The sequence below is a fragment of the Pseudomonas sp. W5-36 genome (assembly GCF_046540455.1).
Taxonomy (GTDB): Bacteria; Pseudomonadota; Gammaproteobacteria; order Pseudomonadales; family Pseudomonadaceae; genus Aquipseudomonas; species Aquipseudomonas graminis_B.
On record NZ_JAXCIQ010000003.1, the window covers coordinates 277,670 to 301,055 of the forward strand.

Annotated in this window: 21 protein-coding genes; 13 read left to right on the forward strand and 8 right to left on the reverse strand. The window is 60.6% G+C overall.

Going from position 1 to position 23,386, the window contains the following annotated elements; all coding sequences use genetic code 11:
- Position 1 precedes the first annotated feature (1 nt).
- Positions 2 to 946 carry a Nudix family hydrolase gene (locus SLW74_RS07185; protein ID WP_410928476.1) on the forward strand — a complete coding sequence of 315 codons (945 nt, stop codon included), beginning with the start codon at positions 2 to 4 and terminating at the stop codon, positions 944 to 946.
- Between the two features lie 251 nt (positions 947 to 1,197).
- Here SLW74_RS07185 and SLW74_RS07190 read toward each other — a convergent pair whose 3' ends face one another.
- From SLW74_RS07190 to SLW74_RS07200, 3 genes are all read right to left on the reverse strand, one after another.
- Positions 1,198 to 1,776, reverse strand: coding sequence for a cob(I)yrinic acid a,c-diamide adenosyltransferase (locus SLW74_RS07190; protein ID WP_410928477.1), 579 nt, complete (start codon positions 1,774 to 1,776; stop codon positions 1,198 to 1,200).
- Positions 1,777 to 1,780: 4 nt separating this feature from the next.
- The gene (locus SLW74_RS07195; protein WP_410928478.1) at positions 1,781 to 3,829 is read right to left on the reverse strand and encodes an ATP-binding protein; all 2,049 of its coding nucleotides are present in this window, start codon (positions 3,827 to 3,829) and stop codon (positions 1,781 to 1,783) included.
- Positions 3,830 to 3,891: 62 nt separating this feature from the next.
- The gene (locus SLW74_RS07200) at positions 3,892 to 4,812 is read right to left on the reverse strand and encodes a putative 2-dehydropantoate 2-reductase (protein WP_410928479.1); all 921 of its coding nucleotides are present in this window, start codon (positions 4,810 to 4,812) and stop codon (positions 3,892 to 3,894) included.
- 172 nt (positions 4,813 to 4,984) lie between these two features.
- Here SLW74_RS07200 and SLW74_RS07205 point away from each other — a divergent pair, with 172 nt between their 5' ends.
- Both SLW74_RS07205 and SLW74_RS07210 read left to right on the forward strand, forming a co-directional pair.
- Positions 4,985 to 5,470, forward strand: a complete 486-nt coding sequence (locus SLW74_RS07205; protein ID WP_065992166.1) for a YajQ family cyclic di-GMP-binding protein — start codon at positions 4,985 to 4,987, stop codon at positions 5,468 to 5,470.
- Between the two features lie 150 nt (positions 5,471 to 5,620).
- Positions 5,621 to 6,469, forward strand: coding sequence for a mechanosensitive ion channel family protein (locus tag SLW74_RS07210; protein ID WP_065993168.1), 849 nt, complete (start codon positions 5,621 to 5,623; stop codon positions 6,467 to 6,469).
- A gap of 257 nt (positions 6,470 to 6,726) precedes the next feature.
- Here the strand turns inward: SLW74_RS07210 and SLW74_RS07215 are convergent, their stop codons facing one another.
- Both SLW74_RS07215 and SLW74_RS07220 read right to left on the reverse strand, forming a co-directional pair.
- Positions 6,727 to 8,292: an AmpG family muropeptide MFS transporter gene (locus SLW74_RS07215; RefSeq protein ID WP_296308535.1), complete on the reverse strand. Its 1,566-nt coding sequence runs from the start codon at positions 8,290 to 8,292 to the stop codon at positions 6,727 to 6,729.
- A gap of 42 nt (positions 8,293 to 8,334) precedes the next feature.
- A complete protein-coding gene (locus SLW74_RS07220) occupies positions 8,335 to 8,703 on the reverse strand; it encodes an MGMT family protein (RefSeq protein ID WP_083233242.1) in 369 nt (122 codons plus the stop codon).
- Positions 8,704 to 8,863: 160 nt separating this feature from the next.
- Between SLW74_RS07220 and SLW74_RS07225 the strand changes: the two genes are divergently transcribed.
- The 5 genes from SLW74_RS07225 to groL all read left to right on the forward strand — a co-directional run bounded on the left by SLW74_RS07225 (position 8,864) and on the right by groL (position 13,637).
- A complete protein-coding gene (locus tag SLW74_RS07225) occupies positions 8,864 to 9,871 on the forward strand; it encodes a DUF481 domain-containing protein (RefSeq protein ID WP_065992174.1) in 1,008 nt (335 codons plus the stop codon).
- 221 nt (positions 9,872 to 10,092) lie between these two features.
- Positions 10,093 to 10,824 (forward strand): HugZ family protein, encoded by a 732-nt coding sequence (locus SLW74_RS07230; protein ID WP_296308532.1) that lies wholly within the window; start codon positions 10,093 to 10,095, stop codon positions 10,822 to 10,824.
- A gap of 66 nt (positions 10,825 to 10,890) precedes the next feature.
- The gene (locus SLW74_RS07235) at positions 10,891 to 11,397 is read left to right on the forward strand and encodes an FxsA family protein (protein ID WP_065992177.1); all 507 of its coding nucleotides are present in this window, start codon (positions 10,891 to 10,893) and stop codon (positions 11,395 to 11,397) included.
- Positions 11,398 to 11,650: 253 nt separating this feature from the next.
- Positions 11,651 to 11,944 carry a co-chaperone GroES gene (locus tag SLW74_RS07240; protein ID WP_065992178.1) on the forward strand — a complete coding sequence of 98 codons (294 nt, stop codon included), beginning with the start codon at positions 11,651 to 11,653 and terminating at the stop codon, positions 11,942 to 11,944.
- Positions 11,945 to 11,993: 49 nt separating this feature from the next.
- Complete coding sequence (groL, locus tag SLW74_RS07245) at positions 11,994 to 13,637, forward strand: chaperonin GroEL (protein ID WP_065992179.1); 1,644 nt, start codon at positions 11,994 to 11,996, stop codon at positions 13,635 to 13,637.
- A 656-nt stretch (positions 13,638 to 14,293) separates the two neighbouring features.
- On the opposite strand, the gene SLW74_RS07250 is transcribed toward groL, so the two are convergent.
- Positions 14,294 to 15,034 carry a phosphatase PAP2 family protein gene (locus tag SLW74_RS07250; protein ID WP_410928480.1) on the reverse strand — a complete coding sequence of 247 codons (741 nt, stop codon included), beginning with the start codon at positions 15,032 to 15,034 and terminating at the stop codon, positions 14,294 to 14,296.
- Between the two features lie 224 nt (positions 15,035 to 15,258).
- On the opposite strand from SLW74_RS07250, the gene colR reads away from it, so the two are divergent.
- From colR to SLW74_RS07275, 5 genes are all read left to right on the forward strand, one after another.
- Positions 15,259 to 15,942: a two-component system response regulator ColR gene (colR, locus tag SLW74_RS07255; protein ID WP_037014624.1), complete on the forward strand. Its 684-nt coding sequence runs from the start codon at positions 15,259 to 15,261 to the stop codon at positions 15,940 to 15,942.
- On the forward strand, positions 15,932 to 17,254 hold the full coding sequence (locus SLW74_RS07260) for a sensor histidine kinase (protein WP_410928481.1): 1,323 nt from the start codon (positions 15,932 to 15,934) through the stop codon (positions 17,252 to 17,254). The genes colR and SLW74_RS07260 overlap by 11 nt, the downstream gene beginning before the upstream one ends.
- Positions 17,255 to 17,416: 162 nt before the next feature.
- The gene (locus SLW74_RS07265) at positions 17,417 to 18,085 is read left to right on the forward strand and encodes a class I SAM-dependent methyltransferase (protein WP_410928482.1); all 669 of its coding nucleotides are present in this window, start codon (positions 17,417 to 17,419) and stop codon (positions 18,083 to 18,085) included.
- 7 nt (positions 18,086 to 18,092) lie between these two features.
- Positions 18,093 to 18,812 carry a lipopolysaccharide kinase InaA family protein gene (locus tag SLW74_RS07270; RefSeq protein ID WP_065992185.1) on the forward strand — a complete coding sequence of 240 codons (720 nt, stop codon included), beginning with the start codon at positions 18,093 to 18,095 and terminating at the stop codon, positions 18,810 to 18,812.
- Positions 18,809 to 19,036 (forward strand): hypothetical protein, encoded by a 228-nt coding sequence (locus tag SLW74_RS07275; RefSeq protein WP_065992187.1) that lies wholly within the window; start codon positions 18,809 to 18,811, stop codon positions 19,034 to 19,036. The genes SLW74_RS07270 and SLW74_RS07275 overlap by 4 nt, the downstream gene beginning before the upstream one ends.
- Before the next feature lie 75 nt (positions 19,037 to 19,111).
- Here the strand turns inward: SLW74_RS07275 and SLW74_RS07280 are convergent, their stop codons facing one another.
- Positions 19,112 to 22,186, reverse strand: coding sequence for a multidrug efflux RND transporter permease subunit (locus SLW74_RS07280; protein WP_410928483.1), 3,075 nt, complete (start codon positions 22,184 to 22,186; stop codon positions 19,112 to 19,114).
- 14 nt (positions 22,187 to 22,200) lie between these two features.
- Positions 22,201 to 23,367, reverse strand: coding sequence for an efflux RND transporter periplasmic adaptor subunit (locus tag SLW74_RS07285; protein WP_410928484.1), 1,167 nt, complete (start codon positions 23,365 to 23,367; stop codon positions 22,201 to 22,203).
- Positions 23,368 to 23,386 lie beyond the last annotated feature (19 nt).

Below are 23,386 nucleotides of genomic sequence, written 5' to 3' on the forward strand. Positions count from 1 at the left end.
CGTGAAACGCATCCATGTGGCCGCGGCGGTGATCCGTGGCACCGACGGCAAGATCCTCATCGCACGACGCGCCGACAAACAGCATCAAGGCGGCTTGTGGGAGTTTCCCGGCGGCAAGGTCGAACCTGATGAGTCGGTCGAAGCAGCGCTGTCCCGCGAGCTGCACGAAGAGCTGGGCATCGTCGTGACTGCAGCGCGTCCGCTGATCAAGATCAAGCACGACTACCCGGACAAGCAGGTGTTGCTGGATGTCTGGGAAGTCTCGTCGTTCACCGGCGAGCCCGACGGTGTTGAAGGGCAACCGCTGGCCTGGGTATCGCAGCGGGAGCTGGCCGAGTATGAATTCCCGGCAGCGAATCGGCCGATCGTGGCCGCTGCGCGTTTGCCGGGTGAGTACCTCATCACCCCGGACGATCTGGACACGCCGGAGCTGTTGCGCGGTATACGCACGGCAGTGGCCGGCGGCATCAAGCTGGTTCAGCTGCGTGCGCCGAACATGTACGACCCGAAATACCGTGACGTGGCGGTGGACGCGGTCGGGCTATGCGCGGGCAAGGCGCAGTTGATGCTCAAAGGACCGCGCGAATGGCTTGGTGACTTTCCGGCAGCGGGCTGGCACCTGACCAGCGAACAGCTGCGCAAATACGCCAGCAAGGGCCGTCCGTTTCCCGAAGACCGTTGGCTGGCGGCCTCGTGTCACGACGCCGAAGAGTTGAGTCTGGCCGAGCAGATGGGCGTGGATTTCGTCACGATCTCGCCCGTGCTGCCGACCCAAAGCCATCCAGATGCCCAGCCGCTGGGTTGGGAAAAGGCCCGCGAGTTGATCGAGGGCTTCAGCAAGCCGGTTTATCTGCTGGGCGGGGTAGGGCCGACGGACCGTCAGCACGCTTGGGAGAGTGGTGCGCAGGGTGTGGCCGGAATTCGCGCGTTCTGGCCGCAAAGCTGACAGCTGTCGAAGTCCGAGCCGCGAGATCTAAGGTTGCTACACCGCAGATTCAGCGGCGAATGGGATCATTGTGGGAGTGAGCTTGCTCGCGAAGAGGTTTGTAAATCCATTAGATCTCTAATGGTTGAAATGCAGTCTTCGCGAGCAAGCTCACTCCTACAGGATTTGCGCTTGCCAGCTGAGTTGCGGTGTATCAGGACAGCAGCACGTCAGGACAGTAGCCCCTCAGCACCGCAGCACTGTCTCCCAAATCACTGCGGTTTCTTCGCAGGCTCCCACAAAATCTCTGCCACGCCCTCACGTCGGGCAATGATCCGCGCCGCAACAAACAGCAGATCCGACAGCCGATTGATGTACGCCAGCCCGACGCCGGCCAGTGGCTCGACCGCGTTGAGGTGCTGACAACGCCGCTCCGCCGTGCGCGCCAGGCTCCGGCAAACGTGGGCCTGGGCGATCAGCGTAGAGCCGCCCGGCAAGATGAAATTCTCCAGCGGCCCCAGCTCTTCATTCCAGTGATCGATGGCCGTTTCCAGGCGCTCGATCTCCGCCGCATTCAGCGCCTTGTATTCCGGCATCGCCAGCTCGCCACCCAGGTCGAACAACCGATGCTGACAGGGCGCCAATACGTCGATGACTTCCTGCAGCGCCGGATGAGTCGCGACTGCTACCGAAAGGCCGGCCAGCAACACGCCGACCTGACTGTTCAGCGAATCAACTTCCCCGATCGCCTCGACCCGCGGATGATCCTTCGGCACTCGGCGACCATCGCCCAGGCCTGTTTCGCCGGTGTCACCCGTGCGCGTGTAAATTTTCGACAAGCGAAATCCCATGGCTCTACTCCCGGTCGTTCTGACCAATGACCTGTGGTGCAGGCATATCTATCGAATTGTCCACCAGCGGCAGGCGCAAGGTGAAACAGGTGCCTTGGCCGAGGGTGGAATGCACTTCCATCTGGCCCTTGTGGTTGTTGGTGATGATGAAATACGACACCGACAGCCCGAGGCCCGTGCCCTGGCCGATTTCCTTAGTGGTGAAAAACGGTTCGAAGGTGCGCTTGCGCACGCTTTCCGGCATGCCGATGCCATTGTCCTCGACCTGAATCTCCGCCCACGGCGGGTTCAGGCGGGTACGCAGGATGATGCGCCCCGGCTCGCTGGCGTTCTCGCGCTGGTGAATGGCCTGAGCGGCATTTTTCAACAGGTTGAGCAGCACTTGCTCCAGTTCGTTCGCCGTCGCAGGCACCGGGCCCAGAGCAGGGTCGAACTGGCGAATGATGTTCTGGCCCTTGAAGTCAAAACCGATGGTCAGGTCGAAGTCGTTGCTGGCGATCTCTACGGCCTGATCGATCAATGCCGGGAGATCACAAGGCGCCAACTGACGGTTGCTGCGTCGGCTGAAGCTGAGCATATGGCTGACGATCTTCGCCGCACGCGCTCCGGCTGACTGAATGCCGTCGAGCAACTGCGGCACTTCGCGCGCGATCAGGTACTGATTCACCGCAGCCAGCTGGATACCTTCCTGCTCGGCCTGCTCCAGGTTCTTCGGCAGATCGGGCGACAGCCGACGGCGGATGTTCTGCACGTTGTGCATGATCGCCCCGAGGGGGTTGTTGATCTCGTGGGCCATGCCAGCGGCCAGACCACCCACCGAAAGCATTTTCTCTGACTGCACCATCATTTCCTCCAGCGACAGGCGCTGGGTGATGTCATCGATGCGGATCACCGCGCCACGCCCGGCATCGCCGGTCAGGGGGTAGAAGGTGAGGGCGTAATGGCGGGACTCTTCGCCCTTGACCCAGGTGACGCGCTCGATCTTGGTGACGGTGTGTCGTTCGACGGTCTGTTTGATCTGCGGCAAAAACGCCCGCATTGGCGGGAAGGCTGAGTAAATCGGCTGGTTGAGCGCCTCATCCAGCGGCGTACCGGACAGGGCGCCGGCCTCCTGATTCCACTGGGTGACATACAGCTGCTCGTCCAGGGCGATCAGCGCCGACGGCATGGAGTCGATGATGCTGTTGAGGTAGTTCTGAAACCCTGTCAGCTTCTTCTCGATCTTGCTGCGCACCTGAACTTCCAGCTCAAGCTTGCGGTTGGTGTGACGGGTTTCTTCCGCCAGCCCCTGCGCCTGATCGTAGGCGTCCTGGGATTCATCGCGGGCGCGTCTGAGCTGCTGCTCACGGGCTTCCATGCGCGAGAGCATGGTGTTGAATGCCTCGGCCAGCGAACCGATTTCGTCTTTGTTGCCGGGCGTCGCCCGCAGCGCGTAGTTCTCCTCGCGGGTGACCCGCCGCGACAGGTCTTCCAGCTGGTAGATCGGTTCGGTGATAAAGCGCCGAATCTGCCGGGCAACGCCGGCCCAGAGCAGGATGCTGAAGATCAGGATGCCGAGGCTGGCGGTCAGCGTGCCGGTGTAGAACGCCGTCGGCAATTCACTGCTGGCGACCAGTAACAGATGCCCCTGCGCTTGCCCCGCTTTGGGAATGGGGATGACCTGAGTGTTGCGAAACTCGGTGACGCGCCAGCTCTCCAGATCCCGGTAGTGGTCGGGCATGCGCAGCTTGTCGCCTTGCTGCATCTGCGCCAGACGCGTACCGCTGCCGTCGTACACCGCTGCCGCCCGTAATGGGCCGTAGTTTTTCAGTTCCTTGAGCAGCGCCTGGGCGTTAGAGGTCGAGGACAAGGCTTGCTCGGAAAGCCCGGGATTGCTGATCAGCCGACCGATTGTTTGCAAGGCCTGGGGCGCCATCGCTTCCTGGGAGATGTAATAGGCGGCGCTGATGAAGGTCAGGTTGGCGACCACCAGCACGGTAGTGAGCAACACCAGCAAGGCGGCCAGAAGCTTTTGACCGACCGGCAGGTTTTCGAGGCGCTGGCGCAATGGCATGGGGCAGGTCACCGGAATAAGGAGCGGGCAGGTTAGCGCTGTTCCGCCCGTGAGCAAACCCGTCAGTCGCTGGGCAGGCCCCGGGCGTTGAGGTGTTCGATCAGTCGCAGGCGTAACTGGTTCAGCATCGGCGCCGGGCAATCGAGGGCGTCCGCCGTCGCGCAGACATGCCCGAGCAGGTAGCGGATCTCGGTGCGACGGCCTTGGGCGACATCCTGATACATCGAGGAATAGTTCCCGGCGGTGGCGGCAATCACCTGTTGCACTTGCTCCAGCAAACCGTCAGCCGCGCCGGGCTGACCGCAGCGTTGCAGCACGCGGGCGAGCTCGGCACACAGTGCCGTCACTTCTTCTGCATGGGCCAGCAGCTCGCCGTTGCGGCATTGATGCAACACGGTGAGCGGGTTGATCGCGCAATTGAGCGCGAGCTTTCGCCAGAGGCGTTCGGCGATGTCAGCGGTCCATTGATGGGGGATGCCTGCCTGCTTGAGGTCTTCCAGCCAGGCCGGCGCCGCGCCGTGCGGTATGTCGCCCAGCCAGTTGGAGCCCTGTCCGGCAAATACCACGCTCCAGTCTTCATCGCGGTAGGCGCCTTCGGTGCTGGAGACAAAAATGCAGCGCGCGTGCGGGATCATGGCGGCCACCGCTTCCTGGCTGCCCAGACCGTTTTGCAGGAGCAGTACGTCAGCCTTGTCGGTCAGGCGATGGGCGACGGCTGCAACGGCGCGTTCAGCGTCGTAGGCCTTGCACGCCACCAACAGACGCCGGATCGGTTCATCCGCGCTGACCGTCTGCGCCGCAATGGCAAACGTCTGACGCTGGCCATTCTCGTCAAGCGCCAGACCGGCGTGCGCGTCGTAGGCCGCCAGTCGGGCCTCGTCGCGCAAGATTAACCGCACCGGCAGACCCGCCCGGGCCAGTCGCGTGGCCCAGAGACTCCCCAGACTGCCCGCGCCCAGAACGTGCCAGCACACGGAATTCAAAAGAAATGACGCCCGATGACGAAGATCTCGGTGCGCAAGGAAAACGAAATCAACATCGCAGGCTCACATGAACGTGGGAAAAGTCTCGTTATAATGACCGGGCTTTCATACCGTCAAGTCAGGCGTGCTCCATCCACATGTTGAGCCGCGCCGTATCAATTGGAGAATCTACATGCCCTCGTTCGACGTAGTGTCCGAACTGGATAAACACGAAGTCACGAATGCCGTCGACAACGCTATCAAGGAGCTGGACCGCCGCTACGACCTCAAAGGCAAAGGCAGCTTCGAGTTCACGGAAAAAGACCTGCTGATCAAGATGACGGCCGAAGAAGGTTTTCAGCTTGAAGCCATGATCGAGATCCTCAAGCTGGCCCTGGTCAAGCGCAAGATCGATGTGCAATGCCTGGAACTGAAAGATCCCTTCGCGTCCGGCAAGGTCATGAAGCAGGAAGCCACGCTCAAGGAAGGCATCGACAAGGAGCTGGCGAAGAAGATCGTCGCTCACATCAAGGAGGCCAAGCTCAAGGTTCAGGCCGCGATTCAGGGCGAGCAAGTGCGCGTCACCGGCAAGAAGCGTGACGACCTGCAAGAGGCGATCGCTGCGCTGCGCGGTCACGAGTTCGGCATGCCGCTGCAATTCAACAACTTCCGCGACTGATTACCCCGCGATTTGCCCTGCGATTTCATGTTGACTCAGGAACCCGAGGGGTTCCTGTGCGTCCGAATGCAGGTCTCGCTGAAACAATGGGCCCACTCGGCGCCGTTGCTTCAGCCTTCCATGCGCGACTCAGAGGAGAAATAGATGGACTTGGATTTAAACGGCCAGGTAGACCATCTGGTGAAAGCGTCTCAGGCCTGGATCCCGATGGTCATGCAATACGGCAGCAAGGTGCTGCTGGCAGTGGTCGTCCTGCTGGTCGGCTGGTGGCTGATCAATAGACTGACTTCCCGGGTGGGTGCACTGTTGGCGCTGCGCCACGTCGATCTGGCGTTGCAGGGTTTCATCAGCAGCATCACCAACATCATCCTGAAGATCCTGCTGATCGTCAGCGTGGCTTCGATGATCGGGGTTGAAACTACCTCATTCGTCGCCGCGATCGGTGCGGCCGGTCTGGCCATCGGCCTGGCGTTGCAGGGCAGCCTGGCAAACTTTGCCGGCGGCGTGTTGATTCTGCTTTTCCGTCCGTTCCGCATTGGCGACTGGATCGAAGCGCAGGGTGTATCCGGCACCGTGGACGGGATTCAGATCTTCCACACTGTGCTGCGTACCGGCGACAACAAGACGGTGATCCTGCCCAACGGCAATCTGTCCAACGGCATCATCACCAACACCAACCGTCAGCCGACGCGCAAGATCACCTTCGATGTGGGCATCGACTACGACGCCGACCTCAAGCAGGCGCTGCAAGTGTTGATGGACATGGCGGATGACCCGCGCATCCTGCAGGACCCGGCGCCACAGGCGGTGGTCGCGGCACTGGGCGACAGCTCGATTACCGTATCCCTGCGTGTGTGGACCAAGACCGGTGACTTCGGTGACGTGTCGAACCGCTTCAACGCTGAAATCCGCGACCGCCTGCGCGCGGCCAACATCGACATCCCGTTCCCGCAACGGGTGATTCGTGTGGTGCAGGACGAGCAGCCTACGAAGGCCTAACGCTCGATTGCAAAAACCAAAAAGCCCCGACTCGTGAGAGTGCGGGGCTTTTTGTTGAGTAGGTGTTGGTGCCTTTGCATGATTGAGGCTTGCTTCTGCCCGAAGGGCGTAGGAGCGTGGCTTGTCCCGCGATCGGCTGCGCAGCAGTCGTAAACCTTGCGACGGCCTTTGTTGCTGACGCACCGCACTCACCGTATTGACTGCCGCTGCGCGCCAGATCGCGGGACAAGCCACGCTCCTACAGAATCGGGTGCGCCCTACAGAATTGAATCCGCAGGCTTGGCCGGCTCTTCGCCTTCTTCCGCTTCTTCCCGCGCTTCCCGGCGTGCTTCCTGCGCCCAGTGCAGGGCGATCATGAACAGCGTCGGCACGCCCATCAGCGCGGTCGCCAGGAAGAAGTTGTGATACCCCAGCTTCTCCACCATGACCCCGGAATAGCCGCCGATCAGACGCGGCAACAGCAGCATGATCGAGCTGAGCAGCGCGTACTGAGTGGCCGAAAACTTGAGGTTGGTCAGGCTCGACAGATAGGCCACGAACGCTGATGTCGCGAGGCCCGAGCTGAAGTTATCCAGCGAGATCGTGACGATCAGCATCTTCAGGTTCGGGCCCATGTCGGCCAGCATCAGGAACAGCAGGTTGGTCGCTGCCGAGGTCACGCCGCCGATGAAGAGGATCGGCAGAATGCCGAAACGCACGATCGCCAGGCCGCCAAATGCCGCACCGGCCAGGGTCATCACCAGCCCGAAAATCTTGCTGACGCTGGCAATCTGATCCTTGGTGAAGCCCTGGTCGATGTAGAACACGTTCGCCATCACGCCCATGACCGTGTCGGACATGCGATACGTGGCGATCAGCCCCAGCAGCAGAAACGCCTGCCAGCGATAACGCAGGATGAAGTCGTTGATCGGCGTCAGCACCGGCGCCAGGCCGCGTCGGCCCATGGACGACAGGCAGGCCACGGTCAGCAGCGTGTAGAGAATCGCGCGCAGAAAGGCGCGGTCTTCCATCAGCAGGTCTTTCCAGGTGGTGCCCTGGAACAGCACGCTGGCGAAATCGGTGTTGTACAGCTGGGTGAACATCGCCGGCACCGAAACCAGCAGAATGATCAGCACGAACACCGAGGCCAGTTGATGAGCAAAGCCGTAACGCACCGCCGACAGCTGGGTGCGGATCGGCACCGATGGCTCACGCATGATCAGGCTGGTGATCAGTGCCGGCACCATAAGCAGGCCAAACAGTACGTAGGTGCCGGCCCAGGCCGAGTGTTTGTAGGCGAAGCCGGTCGAACCGAAGCCTTCGGCGAAGTACAGCGCACCGGCGGTGGCGAGGAGGGCGGCGACGCGGTAGCCGGCCATGTAGCTGGCGGCAAGAGTCGCTTGCTGGCTGTCGCTGGCGATTTCGAGGCGGTAGGCGTCGATGGCGATGTCTTGGGTCGCGGAAGAAAACGCGACCAGCACCGCAATCGCGATCAGCCACGAGAGGTGCTGCTGCGGATCACAGAACCCCATCCCGATCAGGCCCAGGGTGACCAGCGACTGCGAAAGCACCAGCCACGAACGACGTCGGCCGAGCCGGCCCAACAAAGGCAGGCTCCATTGATCGAGCAACGGCGACCAGACCCACTTAAAGGCATAGGCCAGGCCGATTAGGCTGGCATAGCCAATGGTTTCACGCGCGACGCCGGCTTCACGGAGCCAGACCGACAGCGTTGAGAACACCAACATGTAGGGCATGCCCGCGGCAAAGCCGAGCAACAGGAGCACAAACGTAGAGGGGCTGGCATATGCGGCGAGCGCGGCGCGCCAGGTTTTGCGGGGCATGGGCTGGAATCTGCCTCAGGTTACGTAAACAAAGCGCGCACTCTAACCGTTGTGCTCTGTCGGGCGCCAGCCATGACGCTGCATATCCACACGATTGTTACGGATGGTCACGCCTTCGGCCCGCAGCCGTGCGCGTTGCTCCTCTCCCGACACCGTTCCGGGCGCCAGGCTGATGCGCCCGCCGGCGGCGATCACGCGGTGCCAGGGCAGGCTGCTGCCGTCCGGCAACTGACTCAACGCCCTGCCGACGAAGCGTGCCGCTCGTCCCAAACCGGCCAGCTCCGCCAACTGACCGTAACTGACCACTTTGCCTTCCGGCACTTGATGCAAGGTGAGGTAAAGCGCCGTGCGCCGTGCCTCTGCGGGCGAGAGGCCGGTAGGGTCGTCGTGCGCCGGTGTTTGTTCGATCACGCATTCGTTCCTGTAAAAGGGATGAACGGGAATTTTCGACAAGGAACTATAGAAGCCTTAGACGGTCAGTCATACCTGTGTCGGCGGTCCGCCGATTGCCAAGACGTTGTCCATTCGGATAATGCCCGATTTTCCGCGAACCAGAGCCTTGTCGTTGCTTATGTTGTCCAGAACCCTGTTGTGCGTTGCTGTTGCCACTGCTTCTACCCCATTGCTCGCTGACACCGTCTGGTTGAAAAACGGCGACAAAATGACCGGGACCATCAAGTTCTTCGACGGCGGCAAGCTGCTGATCAATACCAAATACGCAGGCGACGTCCCGCTGGACTGGAAGGAAATCAAGACGCTGGAAAGTGACCAGCACCTTCTGGTGAAGCAGGACGCTACCACTGGCGAAGTCTCCAAATCGTTGCAGCCGGCCGAAGATGGCAAGGTCACGCTGGCCAATGGCGATGCACCGAAGACAGTTGAGCTGGCGAGCATTCAGCAGATCATCAAACCCAAGCCGGTGGTCACTGATCTGGTGTGGAAGGGCAATGTTGACGCTGCGCTCGACTTCCAGCGCGCCGAGAACGACACCGACGATTACAACATCGCCTTCAAGACCTCAGCGACCCACGGCCAATGGCGCCACAACGCCAAGGGCGAGTACAACCGCGAGTCCCAGGACAGCCTGACCACTACCAATAACTGGGACGCCGAGTACTCGGTGGACCGGTTCTTCACGGACAAGTGGTTCTGGGACGGCCGCATCACCTACAAGCGTGACACCATTGAAGACTTGGCCCGTCAGCGCACCGTCGGTACCGGTCCGGGTTACCAGTTCTGGGACGACGAGCTGGGCGCATTCAAAATCGGTGCGCTGCTTAACCGCACCGATTTCGAATATTCCAACGGTGAGAAGGACAACTTCTATTCCGTGTCCGGCACTTGGGACTACAACCGTTACCTGATCGGCAAGAAGGTCGAATTCTTCACCAACGGTGAAGTCGGCAAGCCTATCAGCGGCGTAGCTGACTACAGCCTCGAGACGGAAGTGGGCCTGCGTTACAAAGTCACCGAATGGGCCTCGCTCAACCTCAAGGCTGAGAAGGACATCATCAGCGGCTCCGACAACGGCGACCTGGACAAGACCCGCTACACCGCCGGTTTCGGTGTTTCCTGGTAATAGCAGCGCTATCGATGCCTGAGCGTGCGCAGGTCAACCCCTGATCTGCGCGCGCCGGCGGGCTTGAGTTTTCACCGCGTTTTCGTTACGCGAACCTTCCGCCAAACCGTCACTCCCTCCCAATCTGGCACCTTCCCACGATTACGATTATCGTGTGGCATGCGTCGCCGTCTCCCGCTTCGCATCCCCGATGCCTTCGTTTTACTGTCCAGGAGCCCCACATGAGCGCCAGCGCCAACCGGCAAGCACGAGCCTTGCTGCTCAAGGAATACCGTGGCGTGTTGTCGACCCATTCCAAGTCGATGCCCGGTTACCCGTTTGGCTCGGTGGTGCCTTATTGCCTGGATGATCAAGGCCGTCCGCTGATCCTCATCAGCCGCATCGCGCAACACACCCACAACCTGCAGCTCGACGCCAAGTGCTCTTTACTGGTGGGCGAACGGGGCGCCGAAGATGTGCAAGCGGTGGGGCGCGTCACGCTGATGGCCGAGGCCGAGAAGATCAGCGACCAGGCACAGACGGAAGCGGCCGCTCAGCGCTACTACCGCTATTTTCCGGAATCCCAGAGTTACCACAGCGCCCACGATTTCGATTTCTGGGTGCTGAAGCCGGTGCGTTATCGCTTTATCGGCGGCTTTGGCGCGATTCACTGGCTGGACGACGCAGCGCTGGCCAATCCATTTGCCGGGGCTGCGGAGGTGAGCATGGTCGAGCACATGAACGCCGACCACGCCAAGGCCATCGCACACTACGTCGAACTGGCCGGTTTGCCCAAGACCGAGCCCGCCATGCTGGTCGGCATCGACAGCGAGGGCATGCATTTGCGCGTGGGACAAAGTCTGCACTGGCTGGCCTTCGCTGAACCCTGTAATACGCCGACACACGTCCGCCAGGCCTTGATTCAACTGGCTCACGCTGAAAAATGGCCCACACTTGAACAGGCCGAGGCTTGAATTAACGACTTTGCGACTTCACGTAAGGTCTACTGGAAGCCTTCTTCCGTTTAGGAACTCACTTTGATGCGCGTTTTTCTTCTGCTTTTATTGCTTTTTCCGGTGCTCGAGCTGTTCGTGCTGGTGAAAGTCGGGATGTCGATCGGCTTCCTGCCGACCTTCCTGCTGGTCGTTGCCGGGTCAATGCTCGGTGTGTTCGTGGTGCGGATCGCCGGTGTGGCCACCGCGCTGAGTGCCCGCCAGAGTCTCGCCCGTGGCGAACTGCCCGCCCAGCAGATGCTCGACGGTTTGATGATGACCATCGGCGGTGGTTTGCTCGTGCTGCCTGGCTTCATCAGTGACGTGCTGGGCCTGCTGTTTCTGATGCCGTTTACCCGTCGCCTGATCGTCGGTAAGGTGCGCAACCGCGCCGAGGCTCAGGCCGCGCGCCAGCGTGCGTTTGCCGAGAACATGCATGCGGCGAATTCACCGGGTCCCATGCACCCCGGCGCTGCCCGTCCTGAAGCACGCCGCCCTGAGGTCATTGAGGGCGAAGTGATCGAAGGCGAATTCGAGCCATTGGACAAAAAGTGATTCACGTCCACCACGACACGGCACCTGCGGGTGCCGTGTTCGTTTTTGCGACCACACTTCCTTCAAAAAATTTCTGGGGTCAGCCTTGAATTCGGCTTGCTCGCCCTTATGTATGGGTCACCGCAAGGTTTCTGGCGCGTTTCGTCAGACCGTATTCTGCGGTTCGCTCGCGAACCGTAACCGGCAAGCCCGGATGTTTTAACCCGCCGGTGTTCGCACCGGGCGTTTAAAAACCATAATTAGGAGATCGACAATGAAGCTTCGTCCTCTGCATGACCGCGTCGTAATCCGTCGCAGCGAAGAAGAAACAAAAACTGCTGGCGGTATCGTGCTGCCTGGTTCGGCTGCTGAAAAACCTAACCGTGGCGAGATCATCGCCGTCGGCAACGGTCGCATCCTGGACAACGGTGAAGTACGCGCGCTGGCCGTGAAAGTGGGTGACAAAGTGGTGTTCGGCCCTTACTCCGGCAGCAACACTGTGAAAGTAGACGGCGAAGACCTGCTGGTGATGAGCGAGAACGAAATTCTCGCGGTCGTCGAAGGCTGAGTTCATACCCCATTTCCCGTTACTACAAAGTATTTAAGGAATAACGATCATGGCTGCTAAAGAAGTTAAATTCGGCGATGCTGGCCGTAAAAAAATGCTGGCTGGTGTCAACGTCCTGGCCGACGCAGTAAAAGCAACTCTGGGCCCTAAAGGCCGTAACGTCATCATCGAAAAAAGCTTCGGCGCTCCGCTGATCACCAAAGACGGTGTGTCCGTAGCCAAAGAAATCGAGCTGAAAGACCGTTTCGAAAACATGGGCGCGCAGCTGGTCAAAGACGTTGCTTCCCGTGCGAACGATGACGCTGGCGACGGCACCACCACCGCCACTGTTCTGGCTCAAGCCATCGTTAACGAAGGCCTGAAAGCCGTCGCTGCCGGCATGAACCCGATGGACCTGAAGCGCGGCATCGACAAGGCGACCATCGCCATTGTTGCCGAGCTGAAGAAGCTGTCCAAGCCTTGCACCGACACCAAGGCAATTGCCCAGGTCGGCACCATCTCGGCCAACTCGGACAATTCCATCGGCGACATCATTGCCGAAGCCATGGAAAAAGTGACCAAAGACGGCGTTATCACCGTTGAAGAAGGTTCGGGTCTGGAAAACGAGCTGTCTGTCGTTGAAGGCATGCAGTTTGACCGCGGCTACCTGTCCCCGTACTTCATCAACAAGCCGGACACCATGGTTGCCGAGCTGGAAAGCCCGCTGCTGCTGCTGGTTGACAAGAAGATCTCCAACATCCGCGAAATGCTGCCAGTTCTGGAAGCCGTTGCGAAAGCTGGCCGTCCTCTGCTGATCGTGGCTGAAGACGTTGAGGGCGAAGCGCTGGCGACTCTGGTCGTGAACAACATGCGCGGCATCGTGAAGGTTGCAGCGGTCAAGGCCCCTGGCTTCGGCGACCGTCGCAAGGCCATGCTGCAGGACATCGCTGTTCTGACTGGCGGTACCGTTATCTCGGAAGAGATCGGCCTGAGCCTGGAAACCGCTACCCTGGAACACCTGGGTAATGCCAAGCGCGTTATCTTGAACAAAGAAAACACCACGATTATCGACGGTGCTGGCGTTCGTGCCGACATCGACGGTCGTATCGCGCAGATCCGTCAGCAGATCGGCGACACGTCGTCGGACTACGACAAAGAGAAGCTGCAAGAGCGTCTGGCCAAGCTGTCGGGCGGCGTTGCAGTGATCAAGGTCGGTGCGGGTTCCGAAGTTGAAATGAAAGAGAAGAAAGCCCGCGTTGAAGACGCCCTGCACGCAACCCGTGCGGCCGTTGAAGAAGGCGTGGTGCCTGGCGGTGGTGTTGCGTTGGTTCGTTCGCTGCAGGCGATTTCCGAACTGCGTGGCGACAACGCTGATCAGAACGTGGGTATCGCTCTGTTGCGTCGTGCGGTTGAAGCGCCTCTGCGTCAGATCGTGGCGAACTCGGGCGACGAGCCTAGCGTTGTGGTCGACAAGGTCAAGCAGGGTACGGGTAACTACGGTTACAACGCTGCGAGCGGCGAGTACGGCGACATGATCGAGATGGGTATTCTCGATCCGGCCAAGGTGACGCGTTCTGCTCTGCAGGCTGCTTCGTCGATCGCCAGTCTGATGATCACTACTGAGGCGATGATCGCTGATGTGGCTGATGAGAAGGCAGCCGGTGGCGGTATGCCTGATATGGGCGGCATGGGTGGTATGGGCGGCATGATGTAAGCCAGCCGTACCCCGATGTAGAAAAAACCCCGCTTAGGCGGGGTTTTTTTATGGGCGGCGCTAAATGACTCCCTCCGCGAGTGACCTTCGAAAAGCCTCAGGATCAAGAGCGTCTGCCTAGGGGCAGACATTTCGCCTCCGGCGAGTTACTTGGAAAAGCACCCCAAGTAACCAAGGGTGCTTGCTCCTGGTTGGGCCCGACTTCGTCGGGTTCCTTCACTCCGGTCTCGCTCCGTGGGCCCGCGCCGAACGGGCATCCATGCCCTGACGGCGCTCTCGCGGCATCCATGCCGCTCGGCCCACTCCGCGAGACCTGCGTTCAGCCTGCACCCAAGTCGCGTTTGGCGGTGACTGGACTTTTTGTGTACGAAGATCAAGATCAAAAGCGCGTTTAAGCGGATCAAGGGCTTCCCGGCTAAAGCCGGTCCTACAGGGAGAGCCAATCCCACGGGATGCACGCGGTCTCCTAGTAGGACCGGCTTTAGCCGGGAAGAGGCCCGTTTGGGCACCCTCAATTTTGGCTCTAACGCTTGATCATGCCCACGCTCTGCGTGGGCATGCATACCGGTTGTAGGGGACTGATTTATTTACCGGGTTGAAGGGGACTGATTTATTTACAGCGCTTCACCGTAAATTAATCTGTCCCCGTCTAGTCATCATCCCGAAACTGCTTCTCCACCCACCACTACATCCTTTTTCGCCGGCCGGTACAGCACGACGTAATACGCCCCCAAACACAGCAGCCAGCAGAACACCGCCGTCCAGATGTTATGGGAGAAGAAGTGCGCGCCTTGTAGCATTCGGCCGATGGAGAAGACGGTGCCCAGTCCCGCCGCGAAGATCAGGCCGGCTTTGGCCAGGCGGGGTTTGCGGTCGCGGAAGACGAAGAACAGGGCGAACAGTGTGAAGCCGGTGGCCGCATGGCCGCCGGGCCAGCAGCGGCCGGGTTTGTCGGTTTGGGGGCGGGGGCTGAGGAGTTCGCTGTAGGTTTCCTGGCCGCCGAATTCTTTCAGGCTCCACGGGCACTGCACCGATGTCACGACTTTCACCGGCGTGACGAAGCTGGTGGATAACGCCATCGACAAGACCATGCAGCCCAGTTCACGTTTCCAGGGCTTCAGCACGTTGACGAAGAACGAGGCGATGAAGCTCAAGAAGGACAACACGCCGATGGCGATGACGGCCTGTTTGGCGCGGTCATGCAGGACGTCTTCGAGAAAGAAGCTGTGCCGACCGATGAACTCGCCTGCCACGGGGTCATAGGCCAGTTTGGCGATGTCCATGTCCAGCGAGGTCAATTCCAGCAGGATCAAAACGATGGCGGTCACGGCCGGTATGCCCAGATAAACCCAAGCGTTGATCGGGCGTGAGGCGGGCCGTTCGAGTGCGTGTGACATGGCAAATTCCGTGTGATGGGCGAGGGGAGAGGGAGCCCGAGCGGTGCGAAGTCTGAGCAGAACGCTGTCGCGGCGCCGTGAATCGCGGGTGAAAAAAACGTTATGCACCGCAGTGCTGGCCCTTGAGCGCGCATCGCCGTAAGCTGCCGCCAACTCTGACCTTGTTGAGCGGCATCTCGAGCCGTGTCCCGGGTCTCGCCACACCGCATAGGGAGACACGCGCCATGAGAATTCTGCTGGTTGAAGACAACCGGGACATTCTGGCAAACCTTGCCGATTACCTCGGATTGAAGGGCTATACCGTCGATTGCGCGCAAGACGGTCTGTCTGGTCTGCACCTGGCAGCGACCGAGCACTATGACCTGATCGTGCTCGACATCATGCTGCCCGGTATCGATGGTTACACCCTGTGCAAGCGCCTGCGTGAAGACGCGCGCCGCGACACCCCGGTGATCATGCTCACCGCCCGCGACCAGCTCGACGACAGGCTGCAGGGGTTCCGCTCCGGCGCCGACGACTACCTGCTCAAGCCGTTCGCGCTGTCGGAACTGGCGGCGCGCATCGAGGCCGTGCTACGGCGTGCCCAGGGCGGCGGTCGGCGTACCCTGCAGGTCGCCGATCTGATCTACGACCTCGACACCCTTGAAGTGACCCGTGAAGGGCGTCTGCTTAAACTCAACCCGGTTGGCCTGAAGTTGCTCGCGGTGTTGATGCAGAAGAGCCCTCACGTGCTGCGCCGTGAAGTCTTGGAAGAAGCCTTGTGGGGCGACGATTGCCCGGACAGCGATAGCCTGCGCAGCCATGTTCACCAATTGCGTCAGGTCATCGACAAGCCGTTCGCAAAGCCGCTGTTGCAGACCGTCCACGGTGTCGGATACCGCCTCGCCGAGGGGCGTGATGGAGTTTAAGCAGAGCCTCGCCCAGCGGATCATCATCGCCTTCGCCTTGATGAGTGCGTTGGTTGCCGGTTGCTTCGCGATGGGCATTGTCGCGACGGTGCACCTGGTCGAAGAAAAGCTGATTTCGGCGGGACTGGGCGGCGACCTGACGCGGCTGTTGCTGATGGACAGCGTCAATGACTGGAACCATCGCCCCGAGCCGGATCAGCTGTTTTACTTCAGCGGCGGTCCGGGGGATTTCGAGCTGCCGAAGGATCTTCGTCATTTGGAGTCGGGTTTTCACGAAGTCTTTCGCGGGCCGTTGTCCTACCACGCGATGGTCGAGATCGTCGACGGTCGCCACTACGTGCTGCTCCAGGATCAAAGCGATTTCGAAGAACGTGAGCGCGTACTGTTCGCCGTGGTGCTGGTGGGCTTTGTGCTGGCGTTGGCGCTGGCGATTTTCCTCGGCTGGATACTGGCGCGGCGGGTGATGGCGCCGGTGGTGCGGCTGGCCCGGCAGGTGCGCCATCGCGATCAGTTGCTCGGCCTCGCGCCGCCCTTGGCCCCTGATTACGCCGCTGACGAAGTGGGCGAGTTGGCGGTCGCCTTCGACGCCACACTGGGCCGCCTGCGTGATGCCTTGACCCGCGAGCGGATGTTCACCAGCGACGTCAGCCATGAACTGCGCACGCCGTTGATGGTGCTGGCCAGTTCCTGTGAGCTGTTGCTGGAAAACCCGGCGCTGGACCAGCGCGCGCGGGCCCAGGTCGAACGCGTGGCGCGGGCGTGCGAGGAAATGCGCGATCTGGTGCAGACCTTCCTGATGCTGGCACGCACCCAGCACGACGACCTCGCCCTGAATCCGCAACTGACCCTGCAAGGCGCCGCCCAGCAGTTGATCAGCCTGTGGCGCGAGCCGATCGAGCGCAAAGGGCTGACCTTGGAATACCTGCCTGGCCAACCTTCCGAAGCCGCCTACAACGCCACCTTTCTGTATGCCGTGATGGGCAACTTGCTGCGCAATGCGTTGCACTACACCGAAACCGGCTTTATCCGCCTGACGCTGCGTGAAGGCGGCTTCATGGTGGAGGATTCCGGTGTAGGCATCCCCGAGGAAAAACGTGAGGCAATGTTTCAGCCATTCGTGCGCGGCACCGAGCAAAGGGGCGAAGGTCTGGGCCTGGGACTGTCGTTGGTGCAGCGTATCTGCGAAAACCAGGGGTGGTCGGTGAGCCTGGACACCATGGAGCCCAACGGCTGTCGATTCAGCGTGGACATGGGTTCGCGCCCTGCCAAAGACCCCGTTCGGTTGCCGTCGACAAATGTACAGCCTGTGTAAAGGTGCTAAAACTCCGCGGAATATGGCCGTATGCTGGCCCTAAGTCCTTGAATAATCTCGTAACATATCTTCACTTTTTCAGACGTTTTTTTCACATTCATGTGACCTGAACATAACGTCCCGCTGCTTAGTTTGGCCCTCTCATTCAAAGGAGAAGCGGCCATGAGCAAGCGGATCGAGCTTGATTTTTCGCGCAAGTACGACGACGAACACGCGAAAAAGTATTTACGTAAACACAACGATGGACTGGCGAGACGCTTGTCGGACCGACGTGACAAACAGCTCGCCCGCCGCGCAGTGGCGCTGGCAGGCGAGCCGGGTCTGGTGCTGGACCTGCCCTGTGGCGCCGGTCGTTTCTGGCCAGTGCTGGCAGAGAAGCCCAACCGGGTGATCATCGGTGCGGACAACTCGGCGGCGATGGTCAAGATCGCGTGCGAGTCGCAACCCGCGGAGGTCGTCAAGCGCGTGCAACCGCTGCAGACCTCGGCCTTTGCTATCGAGATGCCCGACAACGCCGTCGACAGCATCTTCTGCATGCGCCTGATGCATCACATCGGCAAGGCCGAAGACCGCGCCGTGCTGTTGAAGGAGTTTCACCGGGTGACCCGCGACAGCGTGATTGTGTCGTTGTGGGTGGATGGCAATTTCAAGGCCTGGAAGCGACGACGCGCCGAAGCGTCGCGACCGCAACATGATTATCAGAATCGCTTCGTGCTGCCGGTGGCCACCGTAGAGGCCGAATTTGAACAGGCAGGGTTTCGAATTCAGGAGCGCCTGGATTTCCTGCCGATGTACGCCATGTGGCGTGTGTATCTATTACGTAAGAGGTAACAACAGGATGGCCGTGGATTTCGCAACAGAGTTAGCCGTTCCTGCCAAGGACCGCTTCGCCTATTTCTGGAACACGCGGGGCGAGTGGGTCGAAGAACCCAATGTGCGCCGTGGCGGTGAAAGTGGCGTGCAGCGCGTCGTCTCGGAAAACGGTCGGCTGCTGTATGTGAAGCGCCAGACAGGCCATATCTATCGCAGTTGGTTGCACCCTTTCGGCCGTCCGACGGTGTTGCGCGAACGCGATGCCCTCGAGGGCCTTCGTCAGCTCGACGTCAACGTGCCGCGCATGGTGTTCTGCGGCGCAGAGCGCGATGAGAACAACGAGTGGCGCGCGCTGCTCGTCACCGCCTCGCTGGACGGTTTTGACGAATTCGAAAACTGGCTGCGCGCCGGCGGTCGTGAGCAGTATGGCGAAGCCGTCTACGAACAGATGCTCCAGGAAATCGCCAGCAACCTGGCCCGTATGCACAAGGGTCGCTGGCAGCACAGCTGCATTTACATCAAGCACGTTTTCGTTCGTGTCGTGGGCGAGGGCGCCAATGCCAGGGCTGAAGTGGCGTTGCTCGATCTGGAGAAATGCCGACAGCGCCTGACGTCCTACGCTGCCGCACAGCACGACATGAAACAACTGCGCCGCCATTCGTCGTTTCAGGCGGCGGACTGGACAAAGCTGGTCTACTTTTACGAGACCGCGTTTGGCAGGCCCATCAAAGGTTTACAGCGATGAAGTTAGAAATGGCGCGAGGTTTGTTTTTGGTCGGGGCGTTGGGGGTGACTTCCATCGCGCTGGCTGCCTGGGATCAGCCCGGGCCGAAGATTCTGAGTGCAGTGCATGGCGAAGGCCATTGCCCGCTGCCTCGGGTGGCCAAGGTGTCTGACACGGCCCGGCCTGATCACGATCTGCTGCTGTTGATGTTCGGCCTGGCCCAAGGGAGCGGACCGCAAGGCTGATTCCTTTCCGTTGCGCTGACCAAAAGGCCCCGAAGATCGGGGCCTTTTTTGTGGGCGTGTGGCGAGGTTTTTGCGTCAGCGGCCAGCAGTCGTGTCGGCAACCCCATGGCTATTGCCCTCGGGCTGCGCATCATCCCGCCGCGCCAGGAGCGTATACACGCACGGCAGCACAAAGAGCGTGAACAATGTCCCCACCGACATGCCCGTAGCAATCACCAGCCCGATATCGAACCGGCTGACCGCGCCCGCACCCGTCGCGAGAATCAGCGGCACCATGCCGAACACCATCGCTGCGGTGGTCATCAAGACGGGACGCAAGCGTATCGCCGCCGCTGCCTCCACCGCTTCGCGGGCGGTCAGGCCTTTGTCCCGGCGTAGCTGGTTGGCGAATTCGACGATCAGAATGCCGTGCTTGCTGATCAGCCCGATCAACGTCACCAGACCCACCTGGGTGTAGATGTTCAGCGACGAGATGCCGAGGAACAGCGGGATCAATGCGCCGCAGATCGACAGCGGCACCGTCACCAGAATCACCAGCGGATCGCGGAAGCTCTCGAACTGCGCGGCGAGCACCAGAAAGATGATCGCCAGGGCCAGGCCGAACGTCACCCACAGCGCATTGCCTTCCTGCACGTACTGACGGGAGGCCCCAGCGTAGTCGTAGGAAAAACCCGGTGGCGATTCTTCGATCGCGATCTGTCTCACCAACTCAATCGCCTCTGCCTGACTCACCAGGGGGAAGCCGGAGATGATCGCCGAGTTGAGCTGCTGGAACTGATTGAGCTGTCGGGGCCTTGCCCGGTCGCTGACGGTAATCAGCGTCGACAACGGCAGCATCTTGCCGTCAGCGTTCTTGACGTAGTAATTCGAAAGCCACGCCGGGTTGTCGCGGTAGGCGCGCTCGACCTGGGCGATGACCTTGTAGCTGCGCCCGTCGATGGTGAAACGGTTGATTTCCGCCTCGCCGAGCAGCGTCGCCAGACTGCCGCCCAGGTCCTGCATCGACACGCCCATCTGGGCGGCCTTGGCGCGGTCGATGTCGACCACCACTTCCGGCTTGTCGAACGCCAGGTCAACGTCCAGAAACGCGAATTTGCCCGAATCGGCGGCGCGTTTCTTGATGCGATCCGTCACCTCCAGCAGCGCGGCATAGTCGCCCGGTGTATTGATCACGAACTGGAACGGCAAGCCTTCACCGGTGCCGGGCAACGACGGTAGGTTGAAGCCGAAAACCTGCAGCCCGGTGATGCCGTTGAGCTTGGCCTGCACTTCTGGCAGCAGCTCCATTTGCGTGCGGCTGCGCTCATCCCACGGCTTGAGCAGGAACCCGCCGACGCCGGTTTGCACGCCATTGAAACCGTTGATCTGGAACGAGGAGTAGTACTCCGGGAACGCTTTGAAAATGCTGATGAACTGATCGGTGTAGGTGTTCATGTAATCGAGGTTGGTCGGCTGCGGTGCCATCGCCATCATGAAGATGATGCCCTGGTCCTCGTCCGGCGCCAGTTGCGATTGGCTGAGCTTGAGAAACACCGGAATCATGCACAGCACCAGCACCGCAAACACGATCACCACCGGACGCGTATTCAGCGTGCCATGGAGGACGCGCTGGTAACGGCCTTTCAGGCTCTCGAAGGCGTGATCGAGCTTGTGCGCCAGGCCGCTGGGGTTCTCTTCCCGGCGCAGGAGCACGGCGCACATCATCGGTGACAGGGTCAGCGCGACGATCCCGGAGATCACTACTGCGCCGGCCAGCGTCAGCGCGAATTCCTTGAACAGCGCACCGGTCAGTCCCTCCAGAAAACCGATGGGCGCATACACTGCGGCCAGGGTGATGGTCATCGACACCACCGGCATGGCGATCTCGCGAGCGCCCTCAATGGCTGCATCGAACGGCGTCTTTCCTTCCTCGATGTGCCGGTGAATGTTCTCCACCACCACAATGGCGTCGTCCACCACCAGCCCGATGGCCAGCACCATCGCCAACAGCGTCAGCAAATTGATCGAATAGCCCATCAACTGCATGAAGAACAACACGCCGATCATCGACAGCGGGATGGTGATCACCGGGATCAGCACCGAACGCAGGGCACCAAGGAACAGGAACACCACGACGATGACAATGAGTACCGCTTCGATCAGGGTCTTCACGACTTCATGGATCGAGGCTTGAATGAACAGCGTCGCGTCGTAGGCGATGGACGCTTTGAGGCTAGGCGGTAACTGGGCTTCCAGCTCCGGGAGGATGCGCCGCACTTCCTTGATCACATCCAGCGGGTTCGAGCTGGGCGTGCCCTTGATGCCGATGTACACCGACGGTGTGCCGTCGAACGAGCTGACCGTGTCGTAGTTTTCCGCGCCCATTTCCACCCGCGCCACATCGCCCAGCAGCACGCGGCTGTCGCCCACGCTCTTGAGCGGGATGGCCGCAAAGGTCTCGGGGGATTTCAGGTCGGTGCTGGCGTTGACGCTGGTGACCACGTACTCGCCCTTTACCTCGCCCGCAGCGGACAGGAAGTTGTACTTGCGTACGGCCTCGGTGACGTCGCTGGCGGTGAGGCCGAAACCGGCGAGCTTCACCGGGTCGAGCCACAGGCGCATGGCGAAGACCTGATTGCCCAGAATCTCGGCTTCGGCCATGCCCGGCAGCGTCGCCAGCTTTGGCTGGATGACCCGGGACAGGTAATCGGTGATCTGCGGATTGCTCAGTTCGGCGCTGTAAAAGCTGATGTACATCAGCGCCGAGGCGTCAGCGGCTTCCTTGCTCAGCACCGGGTCCTCTGCGTCTTGGGGCAGCTTGTTCTTGACCTCGTTGGCCTTGGCCAGCAGCTCGGTGTAGAGGCGGTCGCTGTTGGAGCCGATGCGTGCATAGATGGAAATGACCGAAAAGTTCTGCCGGCTGACCGAGGTCATGTAGTCGATGCCTTCGGCGCTCGCCAGACTCTGCTGCAGCGGCTGAGTGATATAGCCCTGAATGGTTTCGGCGTTGGCGCCGGGGTAGGCCGTGGTCACGGTAATCAGCGCGTTCTCCATCTGCGGGTACTGGCGGATGGTCAGCTTGCTGAACGCCTGAAAACCCAGCAGCACGATCAACAGGCTGATCACGCTGGCGAGCACCGGGCGACGGATGAAAGGGTCTGTAAAGGCCATGATCGATTCCTTGATCAGTCAGCTTTGGGCTGTCTGTTCTGCGCCGCCGGGGTGGCGTCAGACGGTGTTGCCGGGTCGGCCACGATGGCGACGGCAGCGCCGTTATCCAGTTTGAGCTGACCGCCGGTGACCACGTGCTCTCCGGCTTTCAATCCTTTGCTGATAATCACCAGCCCGCCCCGACGCTCGCCGGTTTCGACAAAGCGCCGCTCGACCATGAGCTGAGGCTCGCCCTTGCTGTTGTTTTCCGGCTGGCCGTCGGCGGTCTTTTTCGGCACGACGACGTAGACCGAGTTGCCGTACAGCGTGTAGGTAATCGTGCTTTCCGGCAGTACCAGTTGCGGCGTGTCCTGCCCGAGCAGCACTTGCAGGCTGGTGAACATGCCAGGCAATAGTTGGCTGTCGGGGTTGGTCAGCGTGGCGCGAATCAGCACATTGCGGGTGGTGTCTTCGACCTTGGGGTTAATGGCGCTGATGCGCGCAGTGAAGACGCGTTCGGGGTAGGCCGCGACGCTCACCTGTACTTCTTGGCCAAGGGCCAGTTTCGGGAGCATTTGCTCCGGCACGAAAAAGTCCGCGTACAGGCTGGTCAGGTCTTGAAGGGTGGCGATCACCGTGCCGCTGGCCAGGTAGTCGCCCACGTCAACCTGACGAATGCCGATGGTGCCGCTGAAGGGTGCGAGGATGCGCTTCTTCGCCAGGGAAGCGTTCAGTTGTGCGACGGTGGCGGCGGCCTTTTTCTGGGTGGCCGCAAGCTTGTCGAAGTCGCCACGGGAAATGGCGGATTCGCCCACCAGTTTACTGCCGCGGCCGTACTCCACCTGTGCCAGACCGAGGTCCGCTTCGGCAGTGCCGAGCAGGGCCTTTTCCACATCGCTGTCGAGTTGCAGGAGCGGCTGACCGACCTTGACCTTCTGGCCGGATTCGAACTGCACGGCCTTGACCGTGCCCGCGATTTCCAGCGACAGATCCACGCCTTGGGACGCCTTGAGCGTGCCGATGGCTGGCAGCCGATTCTGCCATGGGCGCTCGGCAACAACCGCTACCGCGACGTTGATCGGCGGCTTCGGCGCCGTGAATTGCTGGATCTGCTGATAAACCGAAAACGCCTTGTACCCGCCTAAGGCCAGCACCACGATCAGGACAATGCCCAACATGATCAACATGCGGCGACGCAACATATTCCACTTCCTTGGAAAA

Excerpts from the sequence above, each read along its gene's own strand:
- SLW74_RS07205 (WP_065992166.1), top strand. The coding sequence starts at position 4,985 with ATGCCCTCGTTCGACGTAGTGTCCGAACTGGATAAACACGAAGTCACG.
- colR (WP_037014624.1), top strand. The coding sequence starts at position 15,259 with ATGAGAATTCTGCTGGTTGAAGACAACCGGGACATTCTGGCAAACCTT.
- SLW74_RS07190 (WP_410928477.1), bottom strand. The coding sequence starts at position 1,776 with ATGGGATTTCGCTTGTCGAAAATTTACACGCGCACGGGTGACACCGGC.
- SLW74_RS07275 (WP_065992187.1), top strand. The coding sequence starts at position 18,809 with ATGAAGTTAGAAATGGCGCGAGGTTTGTTTTTGGTCGGGGCGTTGGGG.
- SLW74_RS07215 (WP_296308535.1), bottom strand. The coding sequence starts at position 8,292 with ATGCCCCGCAAAACCTGGCGCGCCGCGCTCGCCGCATATGCCAGCCCC.
- SLW74_RS07250 (WP_410928480.1), bottom strand. The coding sequence starts at position 15,034 with ATGTCACACGCACTCGAACGGCCCGCCTCACGCCCGATCAACGCTTGG.
- SLW74_RS07270 (WP_065992185.1), top strand. The coding sequence starts at position 18,093 with ATGGCCGTGGATTTCGCAACAGAGTTAGCCGTTCCTGCCAAGGACCGC.
- SLW74_RS07195 (WP_410928478.1), bottom strand. The coding sequence starts at position 3,829 with ATGCCATTGCGCCAGCGCCTCGAAAACCTGCCGGTCGGTCAAAAGCTT.
- SLW74_RS07230 (WP_296308532.1), top strand. The coding sequence starts at position 10,093 with ATGAGCGCCAGCGCCAACCGGCAAGCACGAGCCTTGCTGCTCAAGGAA.
- SLW74_RS07280 (WP_410928483.1), bottom strand. The coding sequence starts at position 22,186 with ATGGCCTTTACAGACCCTTTCATCCGTCGCCCGGTGCTCGCCAGCGTG.
- SLW74_RS07260 (WP_410928481.1), top strand. The coding sequence starts at position 15,932 with ATGGAGTTTAAGCAGAGCCTCGCCCAGCGGATCATCATCGCCTTCGCC.
- SLW74_RS07285 (WP_410928484.1), bottom strand. The coding sequence starts at position 23,367 with ATGTTGCGTCGCCGCATGTTGATCATGTTGGGCATTGTCCTGATCGTG.
- SLW74_RS07240 (WP_065992178.1), top strand. The coding sequence starts at position 11,651 with ATGAAGCTTCGTCCTCTGCATGACCGCGTCGTAATCCGTCGCAGCGAA.
- SLW74_RS07225 (WP_065992174.1), top strand. The coding sequence starts at position 8,864 with ATGTTGTCCAGAACCCTGTTGTGCGTTGCTGTTGCCACTGCTTCTACC.
- SLW74_RS07235 (WP_065992177.1), top strand. The coding sequence starts at position 10,891 with ATGCGCGTTTTTCTTCTGCTTTTATTGCTTTTTCCGGTGCTCGAGCTG.
- groL (WP_065992179.1), top strand. The coding sequence starts at position 11,994 with ATGGCTGCTAAAGAAGTTAAATTCGGCGATGCTGGCCGTAAAAAAATG.
- SLW74_RS07265 (WP_410928482.1), top strand. The coding sequence starts at position 17,417 with ATGAGCAAGCGGATCGAGCTTGATTTTTCGCGCAAGTACGACGACGAA.